The organism is Mycobacterium sp. NGS16, from assembly GCF_059813225.1.
On record NZ_JCALEE010000001.1, the window covers coordinates 299,669 to 320,667 of the forward strand.

At 66.8% G+C, this 20,999-nt stretch carries 24 protein-coding genes; 6 read left to right on the top strand and 18 right to left on the bottom strand.

Annotated features, from left to right (window positions below):
* Nucleotides 1-102 precede the first annotated feature (102 nt).
* A complete protein-coding gene (locus tag AC5Y4Q_RS01455; RefSeq protein WP_499957673.1) occupies nucleotides 103-1,278 on the top strand; it encodes an acyl-CoA dehydrogenase family protein in 1,176 nt (391 codons plus the stop codon).
* A gap of 58 nt (nucleotides 1,279-1,336) precedes the next feature.
* Here AC5Y4Q_RS01455 and AC5Y4Q_RS01460 read toward each other — a convergent pair whose 3' ends face one another.
* From AC5Y4Q_RS01460 to AC5Y4Q_RS01490, 7 genes are read right to left on the bottom strand one after another with little or no spacing between them, the layout of a single operon-like run.
* A complete protein-coding gene (locus AC5Y4Q_RS01460) occupies nucleotides 1,337-2,140 on the bottom strand; it encodes an acyl-CoA dehydrogenase family protein (RefSeq protein ID WP_499957675.1) in 804 nt (267 codons plus the stop codon).
* A gap of 2 nt (nucleotides 2,141-2,142) precedes the next feature.
* Nucleotides 2,143-3,231, bottom strand: coding sequence for an acyl-CoA dehydrogenase family protein (locus tag AC5Y4Q_RS01465; protein WP_499957677.1), 1,089 nt, complete (start codon nucleotides 3,229-3,231; stop codon nucleotides 2,143-2,145).
* Nucleotides 3,228-3,650, bottom strand: a complete 423-nt coding sequence (locus AC5Y4Q_RS01470) for a nuclear transport factor 2 family protein (RefSeq protein ID WP_064921613.1) — start codon at nucleotides 3,648-3,650, stop codon at nucleotides 3,228-3,230. Before AC5Y4Q_RS01470 ends, AC5Y4Q_RS01465 begins: the two co-directional genes overlap by 4 nt.
* Complete coding sequence (locus AC5Y4Q_RS01475) at nucleotides 3,634-4,860, bottom strand: metal-dependent hydrolase family protein (RefSeq protein ID WP_499957679.1); 1,227 nt, start codon at nucleotides 4,858-4,860, stop codon at nucleotides 3,634-3,636. Before AC5Y4Q_RS01475 ends, AC5Y4Q_RS01470 begins: the two co-directional genes overlap by 17 nt.
* Before the next feature lie 2 nt (nucleotides 4,861-4,862).
* Nucleotides 4,863-5,186: a hypothetical protein gene (locus tag AC5Y4Q_RS01480; RefSeq protein ID WP_064921615.1), complete on the bottom strand. Its 324-nt coding sequence runs from the start codon at nucleotides 5,184-5,186 to the stop codon at nucleotides 4,863-4,865.
* Complete coding sequence (locus AC5Y4Q_RS01485; RefSeq protein WP_064921616.1) at nucleotides 5,170-6,456, bottom strand: aromatic ring-hydroxylating oxygenase subunit alpha; 1,287 nt, start codon at nucleotides 6,454-6,456, stop codon at nucleotides 5,170-5,172. Before AC5Y4Q_RS01485 ends, AC5Y4Q_RS01480 begins: the two co-directional genes overlap by 17 nt.
* 4 nt (nucleotides 6,457-6,460) lie before the next feature.
* A complete protein-coding gene (locus AC5Y4Q_RS01490; RefSeq protein WP_064921617.1) occupies nucleotides 6,461-7,006 on the bottom strand; it encodes a carboxymuconolactone decarboxylase family protein in 546 nt (181 codons plus the stop codon).
* Between the two features lie 256 nt (nucleotides 7,007-7,262).
* Between AC5Y4Q_RS01490 and AC5Y4Q_RS01495 the strand changes: the two genes are divergently transcribed.
* From AC5Y4Q_RS01495 to AC5Y4Q_RS01510, 4 genes are all read left to right on the top strand, one after another.
* Nucleotides 7,263-8,543: an amidohydrolase family protein gene (locus AC5Y4Q_RS01495; RefSeq protein ID WP_064921641.1), complete on the top strand. Its 1,281-nt coding sequence runs from the start codon at nucleotides 7,263-7,265 to the stop codon at nucleotides 8,541-8,543.
* 111 nt (nucleotides 8,544-8,654) lie between these two features.
* Nucleotides 8,655-9,950: a cytochrome P450 gene (locus AC5Y4Q_RS01500; protein WP_499958288.1), complete on the top strand. Its 1,296-nt coding sequence runs from the start codon at nucleotides 8,655-8,657 to the stop codon at nucleotides 9,948-9,950.
* Nucleotides 9,947-10,156, top strand: a complete 210-nt coding sequence (locus tag AC5Y4Q_RS01505) for a ferredoxin (RefSeq protein ID WP_064921619.1) — start codon at nucleotides 9,947-9,949, stop codon at nucleotides 10,154-10,156. Before AC5Y4Q_RS01500 ends, AC5Y4Q_RS01505 begins: the two co-directional genes overlap by 4 nt.
* On the top strand, nucleotides 10,156-10,464 hold the full coding sequence (locus tag AC5Y4Q_RS01510) for a DUF1330 domain-containing protein (RefSeq protein WP_064921620.1): 309 nt from the start codon (nucleotides 10,156-10,158) through the stop codon (nucleotides 10,462-10,464). Before AC5Y4Q_RS01505 ends, AC5Y4Q_RS01510 begins: the two co-directional genes overlap by 1 nt.
* Before the next feature lie 53 nt (nucleotides 10,465-10,517).
* Here AC5Y4Q_RS01510 and AC5Y4Q_RS01515 read toward each other — a convergent pair whose 3' ends face one another.
* From AC5Y4Q_RS01515 to AC5Y4Q_RS01545, 7 genes are all read right to left on the bottom strand, one after another.
* On the bottom strand, nucleotides 10,518-10,727 hold the full coding sequence (locus tag AC5Y4Q_RS01515) for a ferredoxin (RefSeq protein WP_064921621.1): 210 nt from the start codon (nucleotides 10,725-10,727) through the stop codon (nucleotides 10,518-10,520).
* Between the two features lie 11 nt (nucleotides 10,728-10,738).
* Nucleotides 10,739-11,941 carry a cytochrome P450 gene (locus tag AC5Y4Q_RS01520; protein ID WP_499957683.1) on the bottom strand — a complete coding sequence of 401 codons (1,203 nt, stop codon included), beginning with the start codon at nucleotides 11,939-11,941 and terminating at the stop codon, nucleotides 10,739-10,741.
* A 118-nt stretch (nucleotides 11,942-12,059) separates the two neighbouring features.
* On the bottom strand, nucleotides 12,060-12,878 hold the full coding sequence (locus AC5Y4Q_RS01525) for an NAD(P)-dependent oxidoreductase (RefSeq protein ID WP_064921623.1): 819 nt from the start codon (nucleotides 12,876-12,878) through the stop codon (nucleotides 12,060-12,062).
* The gene (locus AC5Y4Q_RS01530; protein ID WP_499957685.1) at nucleotides 12,878-13,762 is read right to left on the bottom strand and encodes an alpha/beta fold hydrolase; all 885 of its coding nucleotides are present in this window, start codon (nucleotides 13,760-13,762) and stop codon (nucleotides 12,878-12,880) included. The genes AC5Y4Q_RS01525 and AC5Y4Q_RS01530 overlap by 1 nt, the downstream gene beginning before the upstream one ends.
* The gene (locus AC5Y4Q_RS01535; RefSeq protein ID WP_064921625.1) at nucleotides 13,759-15,423 is read right to left on the bottom strand and encodes a thiolase C-terminal domain-containing protein; all 1,665 of its coding nucleotides are present in this window, start codon (nucleotides 15,421-15,423) and stop codon (nucleotides 13,759-13,761) included. The genes AC5Y4Q_RS01530 and AC5Y4Q_RS01535 overlap by 4 nt, the downstream gene beginning before the upstream one ends.
* The gene (locus AC5Y4Q_RS01540) at nucleotides 15,420-15,632 is read right to left on the bottom strand and encodes a ferredoxin (protein WP_064921626.1); all 213 of its coding nucleotides are present in this window, start codon (nucleotides 15,630-15,632) and stop codon (nucleotides 15,420-15,422) included. Before AC5Y4Q_RS01540 ends, AC5Y4Q_RS01535 begins: the two co-directional genes overlap by 4 nt.
* Complete coding sequence (locus AC5Y4Q_RS01545; protein WP_499957689.1) at nucleotides 15,629-16,927, bottom strand: NADH-ubiquinone oxidoreductase-F iron-sulfur binding region domain-containing protein; 1,299 nt, start codon at nucleotides 16,925-16,927, stop codon at nucleotides 15,629-15,631. The genes AC5Y4Q_RS01540 and AC5Y4Q_RS01545 overlap by 4 nt, the downstream gene beginning before the upstream one ends.
* 29 nt (nucleotides 16,928-16,956) lie before the next feature.
* Here AC5Y4Q_RS01545 and AC5Y4Q_RS01550 point away from each other — a divergent pair, with 29 nt between their 5' ends.
* The gene (locus AC5Y4Q_RS01550) at nucleotides 16,957-17,427 is read left to right on the top strand and encodes a hypothetical protein (protein ID WP_499957691.1); all 471 of its coding nucleotides are present in this window, start codon (nucleotides 16,957-16,959) and stop codon (nucleotides 17,425-17,427) included.
* A 5-nt stretch (nucleotides 17,428-17,432) separates the two neighbouring features.
* Here the strand turns inward: AC5Y4Q_RS01550 and AC5Y4Q_RS01555 are convergent, their stop codons facing one another.
* Genes AC5Y4Q_RS01555 through AC5Y4Q_RS01570 form a run of 4 tightly spaced genes read right to left on the bottom strand, consistent with a single transcriptional unit; the run spans nucleotide 17,433 to nucleotide 20,969 of the window.
* Complete coding sequence (locus tag AC5Y4Q_RS01555; RefSeq protein ID WP_499957693.1) at nucleotides 17,433-18,299, bottom strand: alpha/beta fold hydrolase; 867 nt, start codon at nucleotides 18,297-18,299, stop codon at nucleotides 17,433-17,435.
* 16 nt (nucleotides 18,300-18,315) lie between these two features.
* Complete coding sequence (locus AC5Y4Q_RS01560; RefSeq protein WP_499957695.1) at nucleotides 18,316-18,708, bottom strand: Rieske (2Fe-2S) protein; 393 nt, start codon at nucleotides 18,706-18,708, stop codon at nucleotides 18,316-18,318.
* Between the two features lies 1 nt (nucleotide 18,709).
* Nucleotides 18,710-19,852: an amidohydrolase family protein gene (locus AC5Y4Q_RS01565; RefSeq protein WP_064921630.1), complete on the bottom strand. Its 1,143-nt coding sequence runs from the start codon at nucleotides 19,850-19,852 to the stop codon at nucleotides 18,710-18,712.
* A gap of 28 nt (nucleotides 19,853-19,880) precedes the next feature.
* Nucleotides 19,881-20,969 carry an amidohydrolase family protein gene (locus AC5Y4Q_RS01570; protein ID WP_499957698.1) on the bottom strand — a complete coding sequence of 363 codons (1,089 nt, stop codon included), beginning with the start codon at nucleotides 20,967-20,969 and terminating at the stop codon, nucleotides 19,881-19,883.
* Nucleotides 20,970-20,999: the final 30 nt, after the last annotated feature.

Sequence of the window (20,999 nt, forward strand, 5' to 3'; positions counted from 1 at the left end):
CGAGAATGATATTCTCATATGTGCGTCTATGGAAGTGGACTGGCAATATCCGGGCCGGTCCGCCAGCCGGAGACCCCGGGACGCCCGAACCGAGGAGTGTCGGTGCAACTGGCCTTTGATTCCGACGTCGAGAGCTTCCGCGCCGAGTTTTCGGCATTCCTGGACGAGCATCTGCCCACCGAGGCCGAGGCGCTCGAGCGGTCCCGCTCCTGCTCGCACGTCCCGGACTGGGCGCGGCGCTGGCAGCGACTGCTGTTCGACCACGGCTGGCTGCTGCCCGGGAATCCGCCGGAATTCGGCGGCCGCAACGCCACCATTCTGCAGCAGTATGTGCACTCCGAGGAGCTGTCTCGCCGGCGGATCTACCCCAGCTTCAACCCGCAGGGGGTCGGCATCATCGCGGCGTCGCTGCTGTCGTTCGGCACCGAAGAGCAGAAGCTGCGGTGGGCGGTCCCGATCCTGCGCGCGGAGATCACCGCCTCGCTGGGGATGAGCGAGCCCGGCGCCGGTTCGGACCTGGCCGGATTGCAGACCCGCGCGGTGCTCACCGGCGATCACTTCGTGGTCAACGGCCAGAAGGTCTGGACGTCGGGGGCCCACGATGCCGACGTGCTGTTGACCTTCGTGCGCACCGACCCGGATGCCCCGAAGCACAAGGGCATCAGCGTGCTGCTGATACCGACCGATACCCCGGGTGTGGTCCGGCGGCCGTTCGCCTCGGCGTGTGGCCACGACGATGTCGATTTCAACGAGGTCTTCTTCACCGATGTGAAGGTGCCCGTCGAGAACCTGGTGGGTCCGCTCAACGGCGGCTGGGGGGTGGCCAACGGCTCACTCGGCCACGAACGCACCCTGCTGTGGATGAGCTTCGCCGACCGATTGCGCGACCTGATCCATGACTTCCGGCCGGTCGGGGCGCTGAACCGTGACCGCTTCGCCACCTTGGTGATGGACAACCAGGCGCTGCGGCTGCTCGGTTCGGTGGCCTTGGCTCAGGCGGCGCGTGGCGAGCAGGACGTCCCCGCGCTGTCGGTGCTCAAGCTGCTGGGCTCCGAGGCGGTGCAGACCGCCGCCGAGCACGCGCTCGACGCGGCCGGCATTGGTGGCCTGAAGCACCCGGCCAACTCGGGGGCCTACACGCCGATGAACGAGGACTACGCGACGTCGAGCTGGTTCGATCGCTACCTGCGCAGCTTCTCCGGCACCATCGCCGGTGGCACCTCGGAGATCCAGCGCAACATCATCGCGCAGCGGGTGCTAGGCCTGCCGCGCGGTTAGCCCCAGGCGATTTCGGCGCGGTTATGCCCGCGTAGCGGTGGCAGCCGTGCCGAAATTGCTACAGCTGCACCAGTCGCGGTGCCGACCGGCGGGCCCGCAGACCCCCACCCACCCGGCGGGTCAATTCTCGGGCGGTGCCGAGCAATCCGTCCAGAACCAGTACGCGCTCGATGTGGCGGTGCAGATCGTGTTCTGCGGTGAAGCCGACGCCGCCGAGCACCTGCTGGCAGTGCTTGGCCGCGGTCAACGCGGCCTTCCCCGCGGCGGCTTTGGCCAGCATGGAGCTCAGGTCCGGGCTGCCGACAGCGGGCGCGGTGAGGGTGGCCTCGGCGCCCTCGATGGCAACCAGCGTTTCGGCGAGCCGGTGCCGAACGGCCTGGAAGGCGGCGATCGGTTTACCGAACTGCACCCGGTCCACGGCGTGCTGGCGGGCCAGTGCCAGCATGGCCCGCGCCGAGCCGACCAGCCACCACGCCAATGCGCGGCGCGCCTCACCCACGCGCATCAGTTCGCCGCCGGGTACTTCGCGCAGCGGAAGCCCGCCAAGAACGGGATTGCCGTCGCGTTCGCTTCGTTCCCAGATCACCCAGCTGCCGCCGGTATAGGGCATCGGGGGAGTGCCGCCGGGCAGGCCGCCGATGGTCTCCAAGATCACGTCGTTGAGCACCGAGGCGTGCGACCCCGTCTCGCCGAGCAGCCGGAACACCAGCGGGATCGCCAGGTCCGGATCCTCGGAAAGCATTTCCGCCCAGCCGAGTTCGGCCAGGGCGCCATCCAGCTCGGCGCCGGAAGTGGTCGCCATGGTCTTGCGCAGGGTCTCTTCCAGCAGCGCGATCGACGCAGCATCCATCGCGGTGGTCATCGTCATTCCTTCCCGAGGTCGAGCAGGCGGCGGGCGATGATGTTGCGCTGGATCTCCGAGGTGCCGCCGTAGATGGTCGCCGCGCGCGAGTACAAGAACTCGGTGCGCCAGGACGACTCGTCGAGCTCGATGGTTCCCGGCAACAGGTCACGCGCGGTATCGAAGAGCTTCTGTTCGGCAGTGGCCAGCAGCACCTTGTCGATCGAGGTGTCCGGGCCCAGCCGCGTGCCGCCGGCCAGCCGGTGCTGGGTGGCGCGCGAGCGGCAGCGCAACGTGTGCAACGCGAGATAGGCTTCGCCCAGCGCAGCATCATCGACCGCGGTCGTCTCGGCGATGAGCCGATCCAATCGCGAATACAGATAGGCGATTCGCTGCCAGAAGCAGGTGGAGCGCTCGAACGGCAGCAGATCCATGGCAAGTTGCCAGCCGTCGCCGGGCCGGCCGAGCATCCGCTCGGCGGGAACCACCACGTCGTCGAAGTAGACCTCGCAGAACTCGTCCACGCCGTGCATCGTCCGTAGCGGACGCACGGTGATGCCGGGGGCGTCCATGTCGACGAAGAACGCGGTGATGCCGTCATGCCCGGGAGCGGTGCGGGTCAGCAGCACGCAGCGCGTCGAATACTGGGCGAAGCTGGTCCAGACCTTCTGGCCGTTGATGATCCAGTTGTCGCCGTCGGAAGTGGCGCGGGTGGACAGCGACGCCAGATCGCTGCCGGAGCCCGGCTCGGAGAAGCCCTGGCACCATTGCTCGCGGCCGGACAGCAGCCGAGGCACCATCTCCGCGGCCAGCTCCGGTGGCGCGTAGTCGATCATGGTCGGCGCCAGGACTTCCAGCATCGAGTAGGGCCCGGGCTCGGCCAGCCCGCGACCGACGACCTCTTCGCCGACGACCGCGCGCAGCATCGCCGGACCGCCCAGCCCCCCGGCCGCGACCGGCCAGCCGTACCGCATCCAGTCGGCCTCGTACAGCGCGGCGCAGACCCGGCCGAATTGCTGGACGTGGCCCTCCAGGGAGTGATCCGGCCCAGGGGTCAGGTCGTTCTCGTCGAGCCAGGCGCGCAGATCTGCGTGGAATTCAGAGACATTCATTTCGATGAGGGCCGACCGATCGCGTGTGGGCGGCCGGAGTCGTGTGCGCCGCTGCGGCGGATGAACGTCATCGCCCGGGTCTTCAGCCGCCACCCGTCCGCGGTGCGCACATAGGTGTCGTTGTAGTAGCCGATCCGCATGTCATGGCTGGCATGGTCGATGAAGCACAGTGGTTGGGTACCGGTCGCGGTGTCGCCGTCGAGCTCGATCACCGGGGTTCCGGTCATGAACAGGCCCTTGGGGGCGGCGTCCACCAGCACCGGAAACCGGTCCAGCGAATAGGTCTCGCCGAATGCACTGTAGGTGCCGTCCGGGGTGAACACCGCCACGAGTCCGTCGATGTCGCCCTGGGTGATCGTCACCGCGTAGCGGGCGAGCAGCTGCTGGATCTCGACGAGCTCGTCAGTTCTTGTTGACATAGACCTGACCGCCTTTCATGACGAACTTCACGTTGCGGGTAACGGTGATGTCGGACAACGGGTCTCCCGGCACCCCGATGATGTCCGCGAGTAGGCCCTCGGCCAGCCGGCCCCGGTCGGCGACGTTGATCAGCTCAGCCGCGGTCACCGTCGCGGCCCGCAGCACTGCCGCCGGCGGCAGGCCCCAGTCCACCAAGGTGACCAGTTCGTCGGCGTTGCGGCCGTGCGGGATGGCGGGCGCGTCGGTGCCGACGGCGATCTTGACTCCCGCCTCATAGGCGGCCTTGACCGAGGTGCGCGCCTTGGGGAACATCTCGGCAGCCTTGGCCTGCAGTTCGGGCGGGGCCTTGGACACGTCCATCGCCTCGGCCAGGCGTCGGGTGGTGACCAGGAAGCGGTCGTGTTCGACGAGCATCGCTATCGCCTCATCGTCCATCAGGAACCCGTGCTCGATGCAGTCGATGCCGCAGGCAACCGCGTGCTTGACGGCCTCAGCGCCGTGGGTGTGCGCGGCGACCCGCAGCCCGCGCCGGTGTGCCTCGTCGACGATGACGCGCAGCTCTTCATCCGAATAATGTTGGGCGCCAGCCTCTCCGGTCAACGACATCACGCCGCCCGAGCAGCACACCTTGATCAGCTGTGCGCCGTGCTTGATCTGGTAGCGGACTGCCTTGCGGATCTCGTCGACACCGTTGGCGATGCCTTCCTCGACGGTCAGCTCCAACACGCCGGGCATGAACGCCGCGAACATCGTCGGGTCCAGGTGGCCGCCGGTCGGGGTGATCGCATGACCGGCCGGCACCACCCGCGGCCCCTCGATCCAGCCGGCGTCGATCGCCTTGCCCAGCGCCACGTCGAGCAGATACCCGCCGGTTTTGACGAACAGCCCGAGGTTGCGCACCGTGGTGAAGCCGGCCCGCAGCGTGCGCCGCGCATTGCCCACCGCGCGCAGTACCCGCGTCGGCGGATCGTCCTGCACCTGGGATAGGCCGGGGTTCTCGCCCCGGCCGCCCATCAGCAGGTTGACCTCCATGTCCATCAGTCCGGGCATCAGGATCAGGTCACCCAGATCCAGCACCTCGTCGTCCGCACCGGACGCCGGAGATCCGCCGATGCCGACGATTTTGTCCCCCTCGACCCGGATAACACCGGGCCGGATGATCTCTCCGGAGTCGACGTCGAGCAGCCCGGCTGCCTTGAGCGTCAGCACCTTTAGACGACCGGTTCCTTGATCAACTGCACCCACGCGGCACCGCTGTCGGGCACCCGCGGCTGCTTCCAGGCCTCGATCGGGAAGGACACCATCACCAAAGACTGCATGATGTGCATCAGCGAACGGGCTTCATCGGGCAGATCATGGAGGTCGAACTTGTCCAGGTAGGTGATCGCGTCCTCCAGTCGGCCGAACGCGGCGTCATAGAACTCCTGCATCTCGCCCATGGTGGAGGCCAGCCGTTTGGCGTAGCGCTCAGGCTCGGTGGCGAGATCCCAATCGGCGTAGGGCTGCAGGTCAGCGAAGTCAGACGGTAGCGCCATTGGCGTGCTCCTTCTTGTACTCGGATACGTAGTCACGGGCGGTCTTGTGCAGGTGTCGAATCAGGATCTCCTGGTCGCACAACAAGAAGTCGTCCACGACCTTCGTGCCGATCATGGTCTGGGTTGCTTCCAGGGTGTTGGCGTCCTGCAGCGCGTATTCCTTGAACGTCACCGCGGCCAGTTCCTGGGCCAAACGTTCCCGGGCATTGCGCGGCGGCACGAAGTACAGGCTCGCTTCGAAGGTGTGCTTGTCGGCAGCGGTCGGCCAGTACTGGTAGGTCAGGTACCAGCCCGGCTCCCAGATCAGAATCATGAAGTTGGGGAAGAACACGAAGGAGTCGATGCCCCACTGCGGCACTCGTTTGATATTCACCGACGGTGGCAGTTCGAGGTCGGCAATGAGATCCGGCTTGTCCCAGGGGCCGAACAGTCCGCTGCGCAGCGCCCGGTCCAACGGCTTGACCATGTTGAGGTCAGCCGGTGGCGACTGACCACCCCACGTCGATTGCAGGCTGTGCGGTCCGGCCAGCTCGTAGTGCAGCGCTTCGTAGCCGAATTTCTGGATCTTGGCGGCTTCTTCCTTGGTGTACTGGCCCTGGTGCAGGATCGGCGCGTGGTAGAACTCCACGAACGCGTCGAGGAACAGCTTCCAGTTGCTGCCGATCTCGGCCTTGTAGGAGTAGACCTCGGTCATCTCGCCGAACGGGTAGCCCTCGATGCCCTTGGCCAGTGAACCCAGGTACTCGTTGAGCGGGCCGGCGTTGTCGTCGAAGTTGACGAAGATGAAGCCCTCCCACACCTCGCAGCGCACCGGCACCAGGCCGTACTGGCTCTTGTCGACGTCGAAGAACTCGCCTTCCTGCTGGATGAAGGTGAGGTCGCCGTCCAGGCTGTAGCGCCAGGCGTGGTATTTGCAGGTGAACTGGCGGCAGGTGCCTTCGGTCTCCTCATTGGGAAAGTCGTTCCACACCAGCTTGTTTCCGCGGTGCCGGCAGATGTTGTGGAACGCGCGCACCACGCCGTCTTTGCCCTTGACGACGATGATCGAGGTGCCCTTGCATACCGAGGGCAGTTCCCGGGTGAAGTAGCTGCCGGTTTTGGGCAGCCGCTCGACACGCCCGACGTGTAGCCAGGTGCGTTTGAAGATCGCCTCCTGCTCGTCGGCGAAGTGCGCCGGATCGAACGAGTCGCTGTAATCGACCGGTTCGGTGCCGAGTTCGGGATAGGCCTGTGTCCAGCTGCCTGCAGCCGGCTTCGGGAAATGGGGCACGGTGTTACCTCTCTGATTCGGGTTCTTCGTCGAGTTCAACGCCAAAGGTGTTGAAGGCCATGGCCAGCATGCTGTAGCAGCCGACCGTGAAGACGAGTTCCATCAGTTGTTTCTCGTCCAGGTGTTTGGTGAGGACCGCCTCGGTGGCGGGGGAGAGCCGGGAGGTCTCGTCGAGTTCGTCGGCGGCGGTCACCACGGCCTGGTACAGCTCGTCGCGTCCCGCGCCGTGCTGCAGGTCTTCGATGTCGGCGTCGGTGAGGCCGGCTTCCTTGCCGATGGTGATGTGGTGCACCCACTCGTATTCGCAGCCGCGCCGGTGGGCCGCCCGCAGGATGGCGAGCTCGCGAAGATTGCCCGGGAGCGTCCCGCGGTACAGCAGCTCGACATTGAATTTGAGGAATGCCCGGGCCAGCTTCGGGTGATGAACCAGCATGGTCATCGCCGAGCCGGCGCCGCGGGAGTTGCGCCGGTCGGCGGTCAGCACCTGGGCGAGAGCACGCTGGACCGCCTCATCGTCCCACTGGGACTCCGACAGCGGGGTCAGGCGCATGGTTCCTCCTCGCTAGCGAGAATCGCATTCTCATATTTGACCAACAGATTTCCATGTTTCTCGCGTTTGGTCAATACGGGGGCGTCAGCGCAGGTAGCGCGGCGGGGCGAGCCGCCCGTCGGTCGCGCCGGGCCGAGCGGCCGCGCCCGCAACCACCGGATCGGCAGAAGGTTGATTCTCTGAAAAGGGGAAGCTAGTTTTCATTGAAGACGTCATAAGGCCGGCCGTCGCGCCGGACCCGGATCGGAGGATGGCCGTGAACAAGGACGACATGATTCTGATCAGCGTCGATGACCACACCGTCGAACCGCCGGACATGTTCGCCAACCACCTGCCGCGCAAGTACCTCGATGACGCGCCGCGCCTGGTGCACAATCCCGACGGCTCCGATACCTGGCAGTTCCGTGATGTGGTGATCCCCAATGTCGCACTCAACGCGGTCGCGGGGCGCCCCAAGGAGGAATACGGCCTGGAGCCTCAGGGCCTCGACGAGATCCGGCCGGGCTGCTACAACGTCGACGAGCGGGTCAAGGACATGAACGCCGGCGGCATCCTGGGCTCGATCTGCTTCCCATCGTTCCCCGGCTTCGCCGGCCGGCTGTTCGCCACCGATGACCCGGACTTCTCGGTGGCGCTGGTGCAGGCCTACAACGACTGGCACATCGACGAATGGTGCGGGGCCTATCCCGCACGCTTCATCCCGATGGCGCTGCCGGTGATCTGGGACGCCGAGAAGTGCGCCGCGGAGGTGCGGCGGGTGTCCAAGAAGGGCGTACACGCGCTGACCTTCAGCGAGAACCCGGCCGCGATGGGATACCCGAGCTTCCACGATGAGTACTGGAACCCGTTGTGGCGGGCGCTATGTGACACCAACACCGTGCTCAACGTGCACATCGGGTCGTCGGGGAAGCTGGCGATCACCGCACCCGACGCACCGATGGACGTGATGATCACCTTGCAGCCGATGAACATTGTGCAGGCGGCGGCCGACCTGCTGTGGTCCCGGCCGGTCAAGGAATACCCGGATCTCAAAATCGCCTTGTCCGAGGGCGGGACCGGGTGGATCCCCTACTTCCTGGAGCGGGTGGACCGCACCTACGAGATGCACTCGACCTGGACCGGTCAGAACTTCGGCGACAAGCTGCCGTCCGAGGTCTTCCGGGAGCACTTTTTGACCTGCTTCATCTCCGACCCGGTCGGTGTCAAGCTGCGTCACGAGATCGGCATCGACAACATCGCCTGGGAGGCGGACTATCCGCACAGCGACTCGATGTGGCCGGGCGCGCCCGAAGAGCTGTGGAACGTCTTGTGCGCCAATGATGTCACCGACGCCGAGATCAACAAGATGACGCACGAGAACGCCATGCGCTGGTACTCCTTCGACCCCTTTGCCCACATCGCCCGCGAGCAGGCCACCGTGGGCGCGCTGCGCAAAGCCGCCGAGGGGCACGACGTTCAGATTCGCGCGCTGAGCCAGCACAAGCACGGTGATCGCCAGGCCAACGCGTTGATGGACGCCGCGCGGTCCAACAGCTGATCTGGCCCGCCGTTGACGGGCCTCCGCCCATATGAAAGTCTGTTGACCACCTATGAGAATGGGATTCTCGCTTATGAGAGTGTTCCTTGGAGGGAGTGGAGCCGGCTCGTGATGGATCCAGACACGATTGACTTCTTTCAGGACTCCGCGGTGGTTGCCGACCCCTACCCGTATCTGCGTGCACTGCGGGAACGCTCGCCGGTCACCCGGGAGCCGCACCACGGCGTGATGATGGTGACCGGCTGGGACGAGGCGTGCGCGGTGGCCGGCAATGCCGAGGTGTTCTCCTCATGCATCGCGGTGACCGGCCCGTTCCCCGGATTCCCGGTGCCGCTCGATGGTGACCTAGGCGGTCAGACCGTGTCCGGTCTGATCGACAAGCACCGCGATGAATTGCCGTTCAGCGACCAACTGCCGACCCTGGACCCGCCGACGCACACCAACCACCGGGCGTTGCTGATGCGCTTGCTCACCCCCAAGCGCCTCAAGGAGAACGAGGACGCCATGTGGGAGCTCGCCGATGCGGTGCTCGACGGCTTCCTCGCGCCCGGCACCGGCGAGTTCATCAGCGGCTTCGCGGCGCCGTTCACCCTGCTGGTCATCGCCGACCTGCTGGGCGTCCCGGCGGAAGACCGCGACGAGTTCGTCAAGAACATGCACCACAACGTCGGCGGCGGGGTCGGCAGCACCGATGCCAAGGCGCTGGCGCACAGTCCGCTGGAGTTCCTCTACGCCACCTTCGCCGACTACGTCGCCGAGCGCCGCAGCACACCGCGCGAGGACGTACTCACCGGCATGGCCGAGGCGACCTTCCCCGACGGCTCCGTCCCGGACCCGATGGACGTGGCCCGGGTGGCGGCCAACGTCTATTCGGCGGGGCAGGAGACCACGGTGCGCCTGCTCGGCTCCGCGCTGAAGATCATCGGCGAGCAGCCCGACATTCAACAGCGCCTCCGTGATGACCGTAGCCTGATCCCGAACTTCATCGAGGAGGTGCTGCGTTTCGAGAGCCCGGTCAAGGGCGACTTCCGGCTCTCCCGGGTCGACACCGAAGTCGGTGGCGTCGAGATCCCGGCCGGCACCACGCTGATGGTGATCAGCGCTGCCGCGAATCGGGATCCGCGCCGCTTCACCGACCCCGACACCTTCGATCCTGCCCGCACCAACGCACGCCAGCACATCACCTTCGGGCGGGGCATCCACAGCTGCCCCGGCTCGCCGCTGGCGCGGGCCGAAACGCGGATCGCGATCGAGCGCCTGCTGGACCGCACCGCCGAGATCAGGATCTCCGACGAACTGCACGGTCCCGCCGATGCCCGCCGGTTCAGCTACATTCCGACCTACATCCTGCGTGGTCTGATCGATCTGAATCTGGAATTCACCCCGGCCGGGGAGGCGGCGCGATGAAGGCGTGGGTCGACCCGGATCGCTGTGCCGGGCACGGTATCTGCACCACGATCTGCCCCGAGGTGTTCGCCATCAACGACGACGGGTATTCCGAGGCCATCGTCGACGAGGTGCCGCCGCAGTTTCAGGGCGCCGTGCGCGATGCCATCAAGCAGTGCCCTGAACACGCCATCGACGATGTCACCGATTCGCAAGAGGAGAACTGATGACCAACGGGCCCAAGGGATATGTCATTTTGACCGAGGCCATCAACGACCCGGCGGGCATGATCGCCTACGGTAAAGCCGCTCAGCCGACGATGGCTTCGGGTGGCGCGACTATCCTGGCCGTCGAGACCCAGCCTGAGGTGCTCGAAGGCGACTGGCACGGAAATCAAACCGTGGTCCTGGAGTTCGAGTCGGTGGATGCCGCCCGGGCCTGGTATCACTCCGAGGGCTATCAGCAGGCGGCGAAGCTGCGCCAGGCCGCCGCCGACTGCAACGCGGTCATCCTGTCCGGGTTCCCGGCGCGCTAGATCGCCCAGGCGGCGACCCGCTTCGCCCGGCTCCGCCGCGCGCTTGCGGTCGCCTAGTCACCCTCCTCGATGATCGACAGCGCCTGCCGGGGGCATCTCCGGATCGCTTCGTGCACATCGCGTTCGGTCTCCGGGGTGATGTCGGGCTTGAGGATGTACAAGTTGTCCTCGTCATCGACATGGAAAACCTCGGCGTTGATGCCCATGCAGATCGCATTGGCCTCGCACAGCCCGTAATCGACTACGACCTTTCGCGTGGTCATTCGTGGCATCCCTACCGGACCACACGCACCGGCACATTAAGCCAGCCCGAGACGTTTTGCATGTGCACCCGCTGCAGCCCGTCCCAATCCACTTCGTAGCGGGGCATGAAGTCCAGCAGCTTCTCCAGCGCGATCGCGCTCTCCATCCGGGCCAGCGCCGCGCCGAGGCAGCTGTGGATCCCGTACCCCAGGCCGAGGTGCTGCGCCTCAGTCTGATCCCGGTCGATATCGAAGGTGTCGGCGTCGGTGAACGCCTCCGGGTCCCGGTTCGCCGCGGCATTGAGCAAGAACACCGGCTTGCCCGCCGGAATCGTGCCGCCGCTGACGTGTGCCTCTTTGAGGGTGTAGCGCACGTTGTACTGCACCGGACCCTCATAGCGCAGCAGTTCCTCCACGGCGGCCGGAACCTTGCTGCGGTCGGTGAGGAGCTTGCGCCACTGCTCCGGGTGACGGGCGAAGGTCACCGCCGCGGTGCCGATCAGCTTGGTGACGGTCTCGGCGCCGGCACCGCCCAGTAGCGTTGCGAACGCGGTGATCTCGATGTCATCCAGCCGCCGCAGCTGGCCGTCCTCGCCGGGGATCTCGGCGGCGATCAGCCTGCTGAGCATGTCGTCCTGCGGGTCGGCGCGCCGCTCCTGAACCAGACCGTAGTAGTACACCGCGGTCTCCATGTTGGCCTGCATGCCCTCGGCACTGGTCTCGATCTGCCCCGGCTCGCGGTGCAAAGAGGTGTCAATCCAGTGCCGCACTTGCTGGCGGTACTCGTCGGGAACGCCGACCATCCGGGTGATCACTTCCACCGGGAAGGGCCCGGAGAAGTCTTGCACCACGTCGAAACGTTCCGGGTCAGCGGCGCGCAGGAAACGCTCGACCTGCTCGACGATGGTCGCACGTTGCGCTTGGATCGCCCGGGGGGTGAACGCCTTGTTGAGCAGGCTGCGCAGGTGTCGGTGTTCGGGCGGGTCCATGAAGATAATGGATTTCTGCGGCGGTTCGCCACCCCGCACCATCGCCAGGTCACAACCCCGGGCCGACGAGTAGGTCTCGAAGTCCTTGAGCGCCGCCGCCACATCCTCGTGGCGGCTCAGCGCGTAGAAGTCCTCCTTCTCGTCGTAGTAAAGCGGAGCTTCGACGCGCATACGGCGATAGATGTCGAACGGGTCGTTGAAATACTCTTCGGAGAACGGGTCGAAGACGAGCTTCGGCTTGGTCATTGAATCCTCCTCAGCGGCACGAAGCGGCTGGAAAACGCCGTGACCGGCAGTCAGACCGTAGGCCCAACTGTAAGGCATACGGGTTGATACCGGAAGGGGATTCGCCAAAGTCTCCCCGTTATCGCGGGTGATCCATCAACGCAAGTGCGGCATCGGCGGCGTCGAGAACCGCACCGGGGGTCGCCGCGGCCTGCTGCGCCAAGTCGGCCACCAGCCGCACATCCTTGCGCAACAGCGCCCCGGCCATCCCGGCGAGACGATCCAGCGTGCCTCCGGACCCGCGGATGCTGTTGAGCGCAAAGCTGTTCGAACTTCCGCGGCACACCACCTCGGCGAGTCGCCCCGCCGACACCCCGAGTTGCTCGCCCAGCGCCAGAGCGGTCGCGGCGGTGCCCAGATTGGCCGTGAACAACAGGTTGTTGAGCAACTTGGTTACTTGCCCCGATCCGATCCCGCCGAGGTGCACGACGGGGTCGGCGTAGGTGTCGAACACCGGCCGGCACTTTTCCACCGCGCCCTCCTCACCGCCGACCATCACCAGCAGCGTTCCGGCCTCGGCGGCCGGGCCTCCACCGCTGACCGGCGCGTCGATCACCGAAACGCCCTGCTCCGCGCAGTGTTCGGCCAACCGGCGGCAGGTGTCGGGGTGCACCGTGCTGTGGATCGCGATGATGCCGCCGGGCTGCATTCCGGCCAGTACGCCGTTCTCGCCGCGAACCACTTCGTCGACGTCGGCATCACCGACCACGCACAGACAGACCAGGTCGCTGGCCCGGCCCAGCTCCGCGGGGCTGCCGGCGACGCCGGCCGCGGTATCGGCGAACGGTTCGAGCGTCTCGGGCCGGCGGGCCCACAGTGTGGTGGCGTACCCGCCCTCGACGATGCGTCGCGCCATCGGCGCGCCCTGGCTGCCCAATCCGATGAAACCGACCCGCATCAACTGACCTCCGAATCCTGTGCGGCGCCGACGCTCGCGGCGCAATCCTCCACGAATGACAGCACCGACCGGTGATAGCGCTGCGCGCCGAAACCGACACTGAGATTGTGTCCGGATCCCGGCTCCTCGTTGCTGGTGAAGCTTGGAGTGGCGGTAAAGATTTCGCGGATCTCGCGCTGTGCCGCCGAGTCGGATTGCCAGATCCTCTCGTGTTCGGCGAAGGTGAAGCGCACCGGAACCCCGACCCGAGCGGCCAGCGCCGGGAAGTCGGTGCGCGGCCAAGCGGTCACCATGGCGGCCTCGTATTGTGCCCCCGGGGAAGCCTGAAGGACTCCGCGCAGCACCTCGTCGGGGTACAACGAGGCCGGCTCCCAGAGCAGTTCGCGCAGGCCGACCGGCCGCTGCCCGGGCCCGGCGGTGCTCAAGGCGTCGCGCGCTGCGGCCTGGTAATGCAGCCCGGTGCCGGCCAGTTCCAGGCCGAGCAATTCGGCGCCGCGTTCGTCGACGGCCATCCGCAGCGCCAGTTCGCAACCGTTGGAATGGCCCAGGACGAACAGCCCGGCACCGCGAGCCCGGTCGCCGAGAATCCGGTCGAGCGCCCGGTAGGCGAGCCGGACACGCTGCTCCGGAGCGTCCATCGCCTCCGGATACAGCGCCGAACTGCCGTAGCCCGGCCGGTCCAGGGCGATCACCGTGTAGCCCAGCGCGGCACCGGTTCTCAGCAGGGACAGTTGAGGTTGGCCCGGACAGTCGAAATACGCAGACGTAGTGCCGCCGCCGTGCAAGGCGACCACCACGGCGCGCGGCTCGGGGACTTCGGCCAGCAGCGCCGACATCGGTACGCCGTCGGCGTTGACCGTCCGTGGGCGAACGTCTGGGCTCATGTGTCGGTCCGCAGCAACAGCACCCCGCTGGGTGTCAGCCCGCCGCTGCTGGCCACCGCGACCCGGGCGCCGGGCACCTGGCGTTCGCCGGCGTCACCGCGCAACTGGGTGACGGCTTCGTGGATCAGCCCCATCCCGTGGGTGCGCCCGTGCGAGAGCTGACCGCCGTGGGTGTTCAGCGGAAGCACGCCGTCGCGGGCGATGTTGGCGCCGCCGTCCAGAAAGCTCTTGGCCTCGCCGATACCGCAAAAGCCCAGCGCCTCAATCCAGGACAGGCAGTTGAAGCTGAACCCGTCGTAGAGTTCTGCGACGTCGACATCGGCCGGACGCAGGGTGGTGCGCGACCACAAATGCGCGGCCTGACCCAGCACCTGCGGCTCGTGGGTCAACGTGCTCTGGTCCCAGTCGGTCCGCTCGATGATCTGGGTGCCGACCGCCTCCACGCGCACCGGCGGCTTGGCCAGATCACGGGCGGCATCCACCGCGGAGACGATCACCGCCACCGCGCCGTCACAGGGGACGTCGCAGTCGTAGAGCCCGAACGGTGTGGTAATCGGGCGCGCGGACAGGTAGTCGTCCATGGTCATCGGCTCGCGGTAGATCGCGGTCGGGTTGAGCGCGGCATTGGCCCGCTGGTTCAAGGCGATCCAGCCCAGCGTCTCGCGGGTGGTGCCGTAGCGGTGGAAGTGCCGTTGGGCGTTGAGCGCCAAGGTATGCGCCGCCGAGGTGGCGCCGAACGGAATCTGCCAGCTGTTCGTGCGCCTTCCGCCCGGGGGTGAGGCTTTGCCCGCTTTCAGCAACTCGTTGAATGTTGATTCCCAGACAGTTCGGAAACACAACACGTGGCGTGCCAGGCCGGTGGCCACGGCCATCATCGCGGCGATGACGGAGCCGCCGGGGCCGAAGGTGTCCATGCCCCCGTTGATCCATGTCGGGCGCAATCCCAAAGCGCCCTCCAGGGCGGTGACGCCGCCTTCGCCCATGCCCGCGACATCCAGGCTCGGATAGGTGGAGAGCCCGTCGATGTCATCGAAGGTCAGCCCGGCGTCGGTGACGGCCGCTCGGCAGGCCTCCACTGTCAGCGCCAGCGGCGCGACCATGAGCCGGCGGCCCAGCCGGGAGGCGCCGATCCCGGTGATAGCCGACTTGTCCTCGAACTTGCCGGCGCTGACCATCGGGCGCACGTGCTGCGCGAAGTCCTCGGGGGCGATCTCGTCGGATGGTAGTGGCTTGGTTGCGGAGTCGTGCGCGCTCTGGGCCGCCGGCCGGAACAGCGGCAGCCACACATCCTCGATGTTGTCGAAGACGACCTCCACCTGCTGGCCGAGTTCGAGCCGGTCCGGATCGCAGTCGATGATGTTGGTGGTCAGTCGAACCCGGGGATCCTCGTCGATCGCCACCTGCGCGACCACGTAGGGTGCCGGCAGCCCGGGCAGGCTGAACCGGTGGTTGATGGTGAACCCGGCCAGGGTGGCCCGCCCGGATACGTCGCGCACACCCATGTTCTGGCCGCGGCAGTACCGGCACACCGGAGCCGGCGGATGGATCAGCGCCGCGCAGTCCCGGCACTCCTGGACCCGTAGCACGCCGTCGGCGCCCGCGGTCCAGAAGAACTCGTTCTCCAGGCTGATCGCCGGCAGAGGACGTCCCGGTGCGCTCATAGGTCGTCGTCCTCCTCGGTGATCTCGATGATGGCGTGCACCGGGCAGTCCAGCAGCGCACGCATGACGTCACGCTCGTCTCCCGCGTCCACCGAGCCGTCACCGGTCAGCGACGCATAGCCCCAATCGTCGAGGGAGAAGTACTTCGCCGCGTGTTTGGCGCAGAAGCCGAACCCGTCGCACATGGTGCGATCCAGCCGGATCTTCATGCCGTGACCTCCTCGACCGCGTAGGGACGTTCGGCCCGGAAAGCACCCCCGCGGCAGGTCGCGCAGGCGCCGGCCAGATGGTCGGCTACCAGGTCGGGGAACCGGATCAACAGGCTCGCCGCCACATTGGTGGCGCCGTCCAGCGTGCCGCAGGCGCCGCGTCCGGGCAGCACCCCGGCCCAGCGCTGTAGCCGCTCGACCTCCTCGGCCGTCGCGACCCCGTCTCGCAGTGCCTCGGCCACCGCCGCCATCGCCGCGGTGCCGTTGAAACACGACCCACACTGCCCGGCGTTCTCCCGGCCGAAATAGGCCAGCACCGAGGCCGCCGCTGCGACGGGGCAGTCGTCGGTGAGCACCGCGATCGCCCCGCAGCCCAGTCCGCTGCCGCCGGCGCGCAGTGTCTCGTGATCCAGGGTGGCGTCCAGCCCCTCGCGGTTCAGCAGGCCGGCGAAGTAGCCGCCCATCAGCAGCCCGCGCACTTGATCGAGCGGAATTCCATGCAACTGCAGCAGTTCGGCGACCGCGACTCCGTGCGGCAGCTCGTAGAGCACGGGTGGGCGGGCGCCGCCGGTCACCGTCGCCAGGAAAGTTCCCGGTGACAATGCGGTCCCGGCCGAGCGGAACGCTGCCGCGCCATGCCGCTGCAGATACGGAAGATTGGCCAGCGTCTCGACATTGGAGACCAGGGTCGGGCGCTCGTCGACGCCCTGCTGGTAGGGGCGGGGTGGCTTGTCGGTCGGTTTGGCCGGGCCGCCGTTTAGCGCCCGTACCGCCGCGGTCTCCTCACCGGCGACGTACCCGGCGTCGACGGCGAACACGCTGAGCGCCAGTCCGCCAAAGACTTCCGGGCCGACCTCGGCGAGCGCATTCTCGACGCTGCGGGCCGCTGCGGGATCCGAGACGTAGACGTAGCCGCGGGTGGCGCCCACGGCCGCGGCCGCCAGCCGCAGTCCATCAAGCACCAGGTGCGGGCGGTTGCGCAGCAGCCAGCGGTCCTTGATCGAGGCCGGTTCGCCCTCCTCGCCGTTGGCGACCACGACCGGGCCCTGGCCACGGCGGACGGCGGCGGCGCGTACCGAGGCCATCTTGACCGCCAGTGGGAACGCCGCGCCACCGCGCCCGAGTAGCCCGCTGCGTTCCACCTCGGCGAGGAACTCCTCGGCGTCAGGGAGCGCACCATAGCCGCCGGCGGCGAGATAGCTCGCACCGTCCTCGGCGGCGCCGGTGAGCAGGCGCGGCGCACAGCCGGGCCAGGCGGCGACGGTGATCTGCGGTGTCGCGGCAGTTGTCGTCATTGCCACCTCGTTTGGTTAGGCTCGCGGACGTGAGAACGGCGGTGGTACGCGTCGATGTGGACCCGACCGGGCGGCTGACACCCGAGCAGTTGACGGCTGGAATGGCGGTGCTGCGTGACCTGGCCGGTCAGGTCGGCATCGAGCTGGTGGCGACCGACGTTGCGGCCATGCCGGTGGGTCGGCGACAGGTCCGGCTGCTGATCACCGGAGCCGACACGGAAATGGTCGATACCGGAACACAATTGTGCGCCAAGGCATTCGACACGACGCCGGTGCCGGGGGTGGTGACCTACCTGAGCAGGGGCACCGACGATGACGCGCGCGGGGTGCTGGCCGGGCTGGGATTGACCGGCGAGATCGGCCGCACGACCGGAGGCCATGGTCTCGACGTCGTCCATGTGACGCTGGACGAACCAGACGTGGCGCGGGTTGGAGAGAGCCGCATCCACACCGCGTTGGAGGCGTCGCTGAACTGCGAGGTTCATATCCACACCCGCTGACCCCGTCAACGACCCAGGAATTCCAGGATAGCCGGGGCGGCCTGCACCCAGGTGTCGAACATGTTGAAGTGACTCACTTTTCCGGCGGCACGCTCCTCGCCCGCGCGCTCCCAGGCATCCTCCGGCCACGGCGGGTCGATCAGCTCGGACCCTTTGATCAGACAGTTCACCTCCAGCGAAGTGCGCTTCGGGTGGTCCCAGTCGTTCTCGCCACCGCGGATGATCAGCGTGGGAACCTTGATGCGGTCGAACATTTCGTCGTCGACGCCGGGAATCGTCTGTCCCGGCTTCGACACGAAGGCGCCCAGCCAGCGCAGCATCACCTTGAGGAAGTCGTCGCGGTCCAGGTCCAGCAGCCGCTGCTTGTTGGCCGGGTTCTCCTCGATCCGTTCCTGCCATTCGCGCAGGCCCAGCAGCGCCTCGGTACCCCCACCGCGGACCGCCAAAATGTTGGGCACCACGTAGTAGGACCCCAGCACGAAAGTGCCGTACACGCCGCCGACGATGTTCCACAGCACCAGCTTTGTGGCCAGCTCCGGGTAGAGCATGGTGGTCAGCATGGAGTCGCGCGCTCCGCCCGAACCGCCGGCGATGATGCACGGCCCGGTGTCCAGAGCGGTGAGCAACCCGTGCAGCGTTTCGGCGCGCATATGTGATTCGGACTGGCCGTAGAACTGCACGTCGGAAGCCCCGCAGTTGGGGCGGTCCCACAGCAGCACCCGGTAGCCGCCCTCGACGAGTTTGTCGGCCAGCGGACGCAGCCCCGGAATCTCTTTGGAGAACCGGCCACCGGGAGTCAGGACGATCAGATCACCTGCCGTACCAAGAATCTCGTAGACAACGTTTCCGCCGTTGATTTCGACAGAGGGCACCGAATACTCCTGTGTGCTAGGCCTGGACCAGGACGTCGTTACCGACGACCCGCACCGGGTAGGTTCGGATGCTCCACTCGGGTTTGACCGCGGTGGTGCCGGTGGCTAGTTCGAAACCCCATTGATGCCACGGGCAGTAGATGTAGTCCAGGTCCCGGACCATCGTGGCGTCACCGGGCGCGGTCTCATCGACGACGGTGCGGCCGCGCAGTCGCCCGGCGCACAGCGGCCCGCCTTGATGTGGGCAGAAGTTCGCGATCGCGTAGAACGTCCCGTTGATGTTGTAAACACCCACGCCGTGATGTCCGATCGGCACGAGTTTGTGTGTGCCGGGAGGGATTTCGTCAACGGTGGCAACGATGTGCTCGCGGCCCTGGGCCAGCCGGGGCCGCTGGTCGTCGTGGCTCATGCTAAAACACCCGAACCTGACCCTCGAGGGCCGGGACCGTGTCGGGAAGGTGGTAGGTCTGCAGGCCGTTTTTGAACATCACCGCTTCCCGGGCCGCCTTGGGCAGGTGTTTGACCAGCCAGCGCGGGTCGTCGAACGTCCAATGCGGGTAGTCGGAGGAGTACAGCAGGATCTTCTCGCACTCCATCCACTCCAAAGCGCGGGCCAGCTCGGTCTTGTCCTCCGGGTAGTCCAGCGGCTGGGTGGTGAATTTGATGTGGTCCTTGACGTAGTCGCTGGGCTTGCGCTTGATGTCCAGCCATGATTTGCGCGCGGCGTAGATCGCGTCCATACGCCACATCAGGGGCAAGATCCAGGTGAAGGCGTGCTCGACGAGCACGATGCGCAAAGTCGGGAAACGGTCGAAGACACCGTCGAACACCAGGCTCATCACCTGATTGGCGGCCAGCAACGAGTAGGTGACCATGAAGTCGTGGTTGTAGCTGGGCATGCCCACCGGCGGCATCGGCAGCTCTTCGTGGTGGCTGCGGGACAGGTGGCAGCTGACGGTGATGTCGTGCTTGGTGGCCGCCGCCCAGATCGGGTCGTATTTGGGATCGCCCCACGACGGCCGCGGTTCGGCCTTGATCAGAACCTGCGCCATGTACGGGTGGCCGGCCCACCTCTCGATCTCGGCGGCGGAGCCGAACGGGTCCTCGATCGCGACGCAGATCGAACCTCGCCACCGCTGATGCCAGTTGTTGTGGCTGTCCAGCCAGTGGTTGGCCTGCCAGTCGTTGAGCGCACACGACATCGCATGCTGTGCTTCGGGGGTCCGCGCCGGGTAGGCGGCGGGCTCCAGGATCGCGTAATCGGCGCCCGCCTCCATGATCAACTGCTTGAACGCCAACTCCGGGCTGCTGCCCGGGAATTCGCCATCGGCCGGGAAGGCGTCCACCCGCATGGCGAAGGCGTGAGCGTAGTCGGGGGCGTCGTAGTAGATCTGCTCGCCGATCCGGCGGGCCAGAAAGTACTTGCTGCGCCACGGCTCGGGGATGTACTGGGTCAGTTCGCCGCGCCGCGGCACCGGATGGACATCGGAGTCCACACATCGCACGGCGACACGCTCGGCCGCCGGCTTACGCTCTGTGGCTGTCACAGTCATGGTGCTCTCCCTTGATCCCAGCTGTTCTCTAGTGTGCGCCCGCGGCGGCCGGAACTTCTATGCCGTAGAGCGCACTGGCATTGCGCCAGCACAACTTGTCGCGCTGTTCGGCGCTGAAGGTGCTCGGTACCGACAATTCGTTGCGCTGCCAGTGCGGATAGCTCGACCCGTACATGACCATGTCGTCCTTGCCGGTGTAGCCGAACCACTCCCCGGCGAACTCGGTGTCCCCGGGGCCGTCCATGGCGCCCTGGACGAAGTACACGTGATCGGGCAGGTAGTCGCTGGGCATCTCCGGCGCCCACGGAGTCTGTTCGAGGTGCGGTCTGCCGAAGCAGTCCATCCGCCAGATGAACGGGGTCAGGAGATCCGCACCGCCGTCCGCCCAGACGAACTTCAGCGACGGCATCCGCTCGAAGACGCCCTCGGCGATCATGTTCATCAGATGGTAGAGGTAGTTGCACGCCATGAAGCTGACGTACTGCTCGTAGGTCCGGGTGCCGCCCGACGGCGTCGGCGAGGCGGCGATGCCCGATCCCACCTCGATGTGTGCGGCCACCGGCAAGCCGGCATCGATGGCCGCCTCCCACAGGGGCCAGAACTGCGGTTTGCCGAACAACTCGCGCGACTGCAACGGGACACCGATCTGCACCACCCGGGGATGGTCCTTCCACCGGTCGATCTCCTTCAGTGCTCCGGCGATGTCGTCGGGGTTGACCCGGATGGTGCCGCGGAAACGTTGGCCGTGCTCGGGGTGGTCCAGCCAGCGTGACACCAGGATCTCGTTGTGCGCCGCGGCGATCGCCGACCCCAGGTGCCGATCCGGCATGACCCCGCGCGTCATCGGATGCAGCACGGCCACATCGACACCCCGGTCGGTGAACAGGTGCCCGGCAACCACATCGGGGTCCGAACCCGGGTATTGGCCTTCCGGGCCCTCGGTGCCGGGCGCGTACTCGCCCCCCGGCGCGCCGTACCAGTCCATCTCGTAATCGGGGAAGCCGCGGCTGCGGTAGGGCTCCCGCAGGAAACTGCGCAAGTCGGCGTTCGACGCCGCGAAGATGTGCACGCTGGCATCGATGACGGGCGTACGGGTGCCGTCCGGGTGTTCGATCATCAACGCCGCCCTTCGCCGTGTCGCCGGACC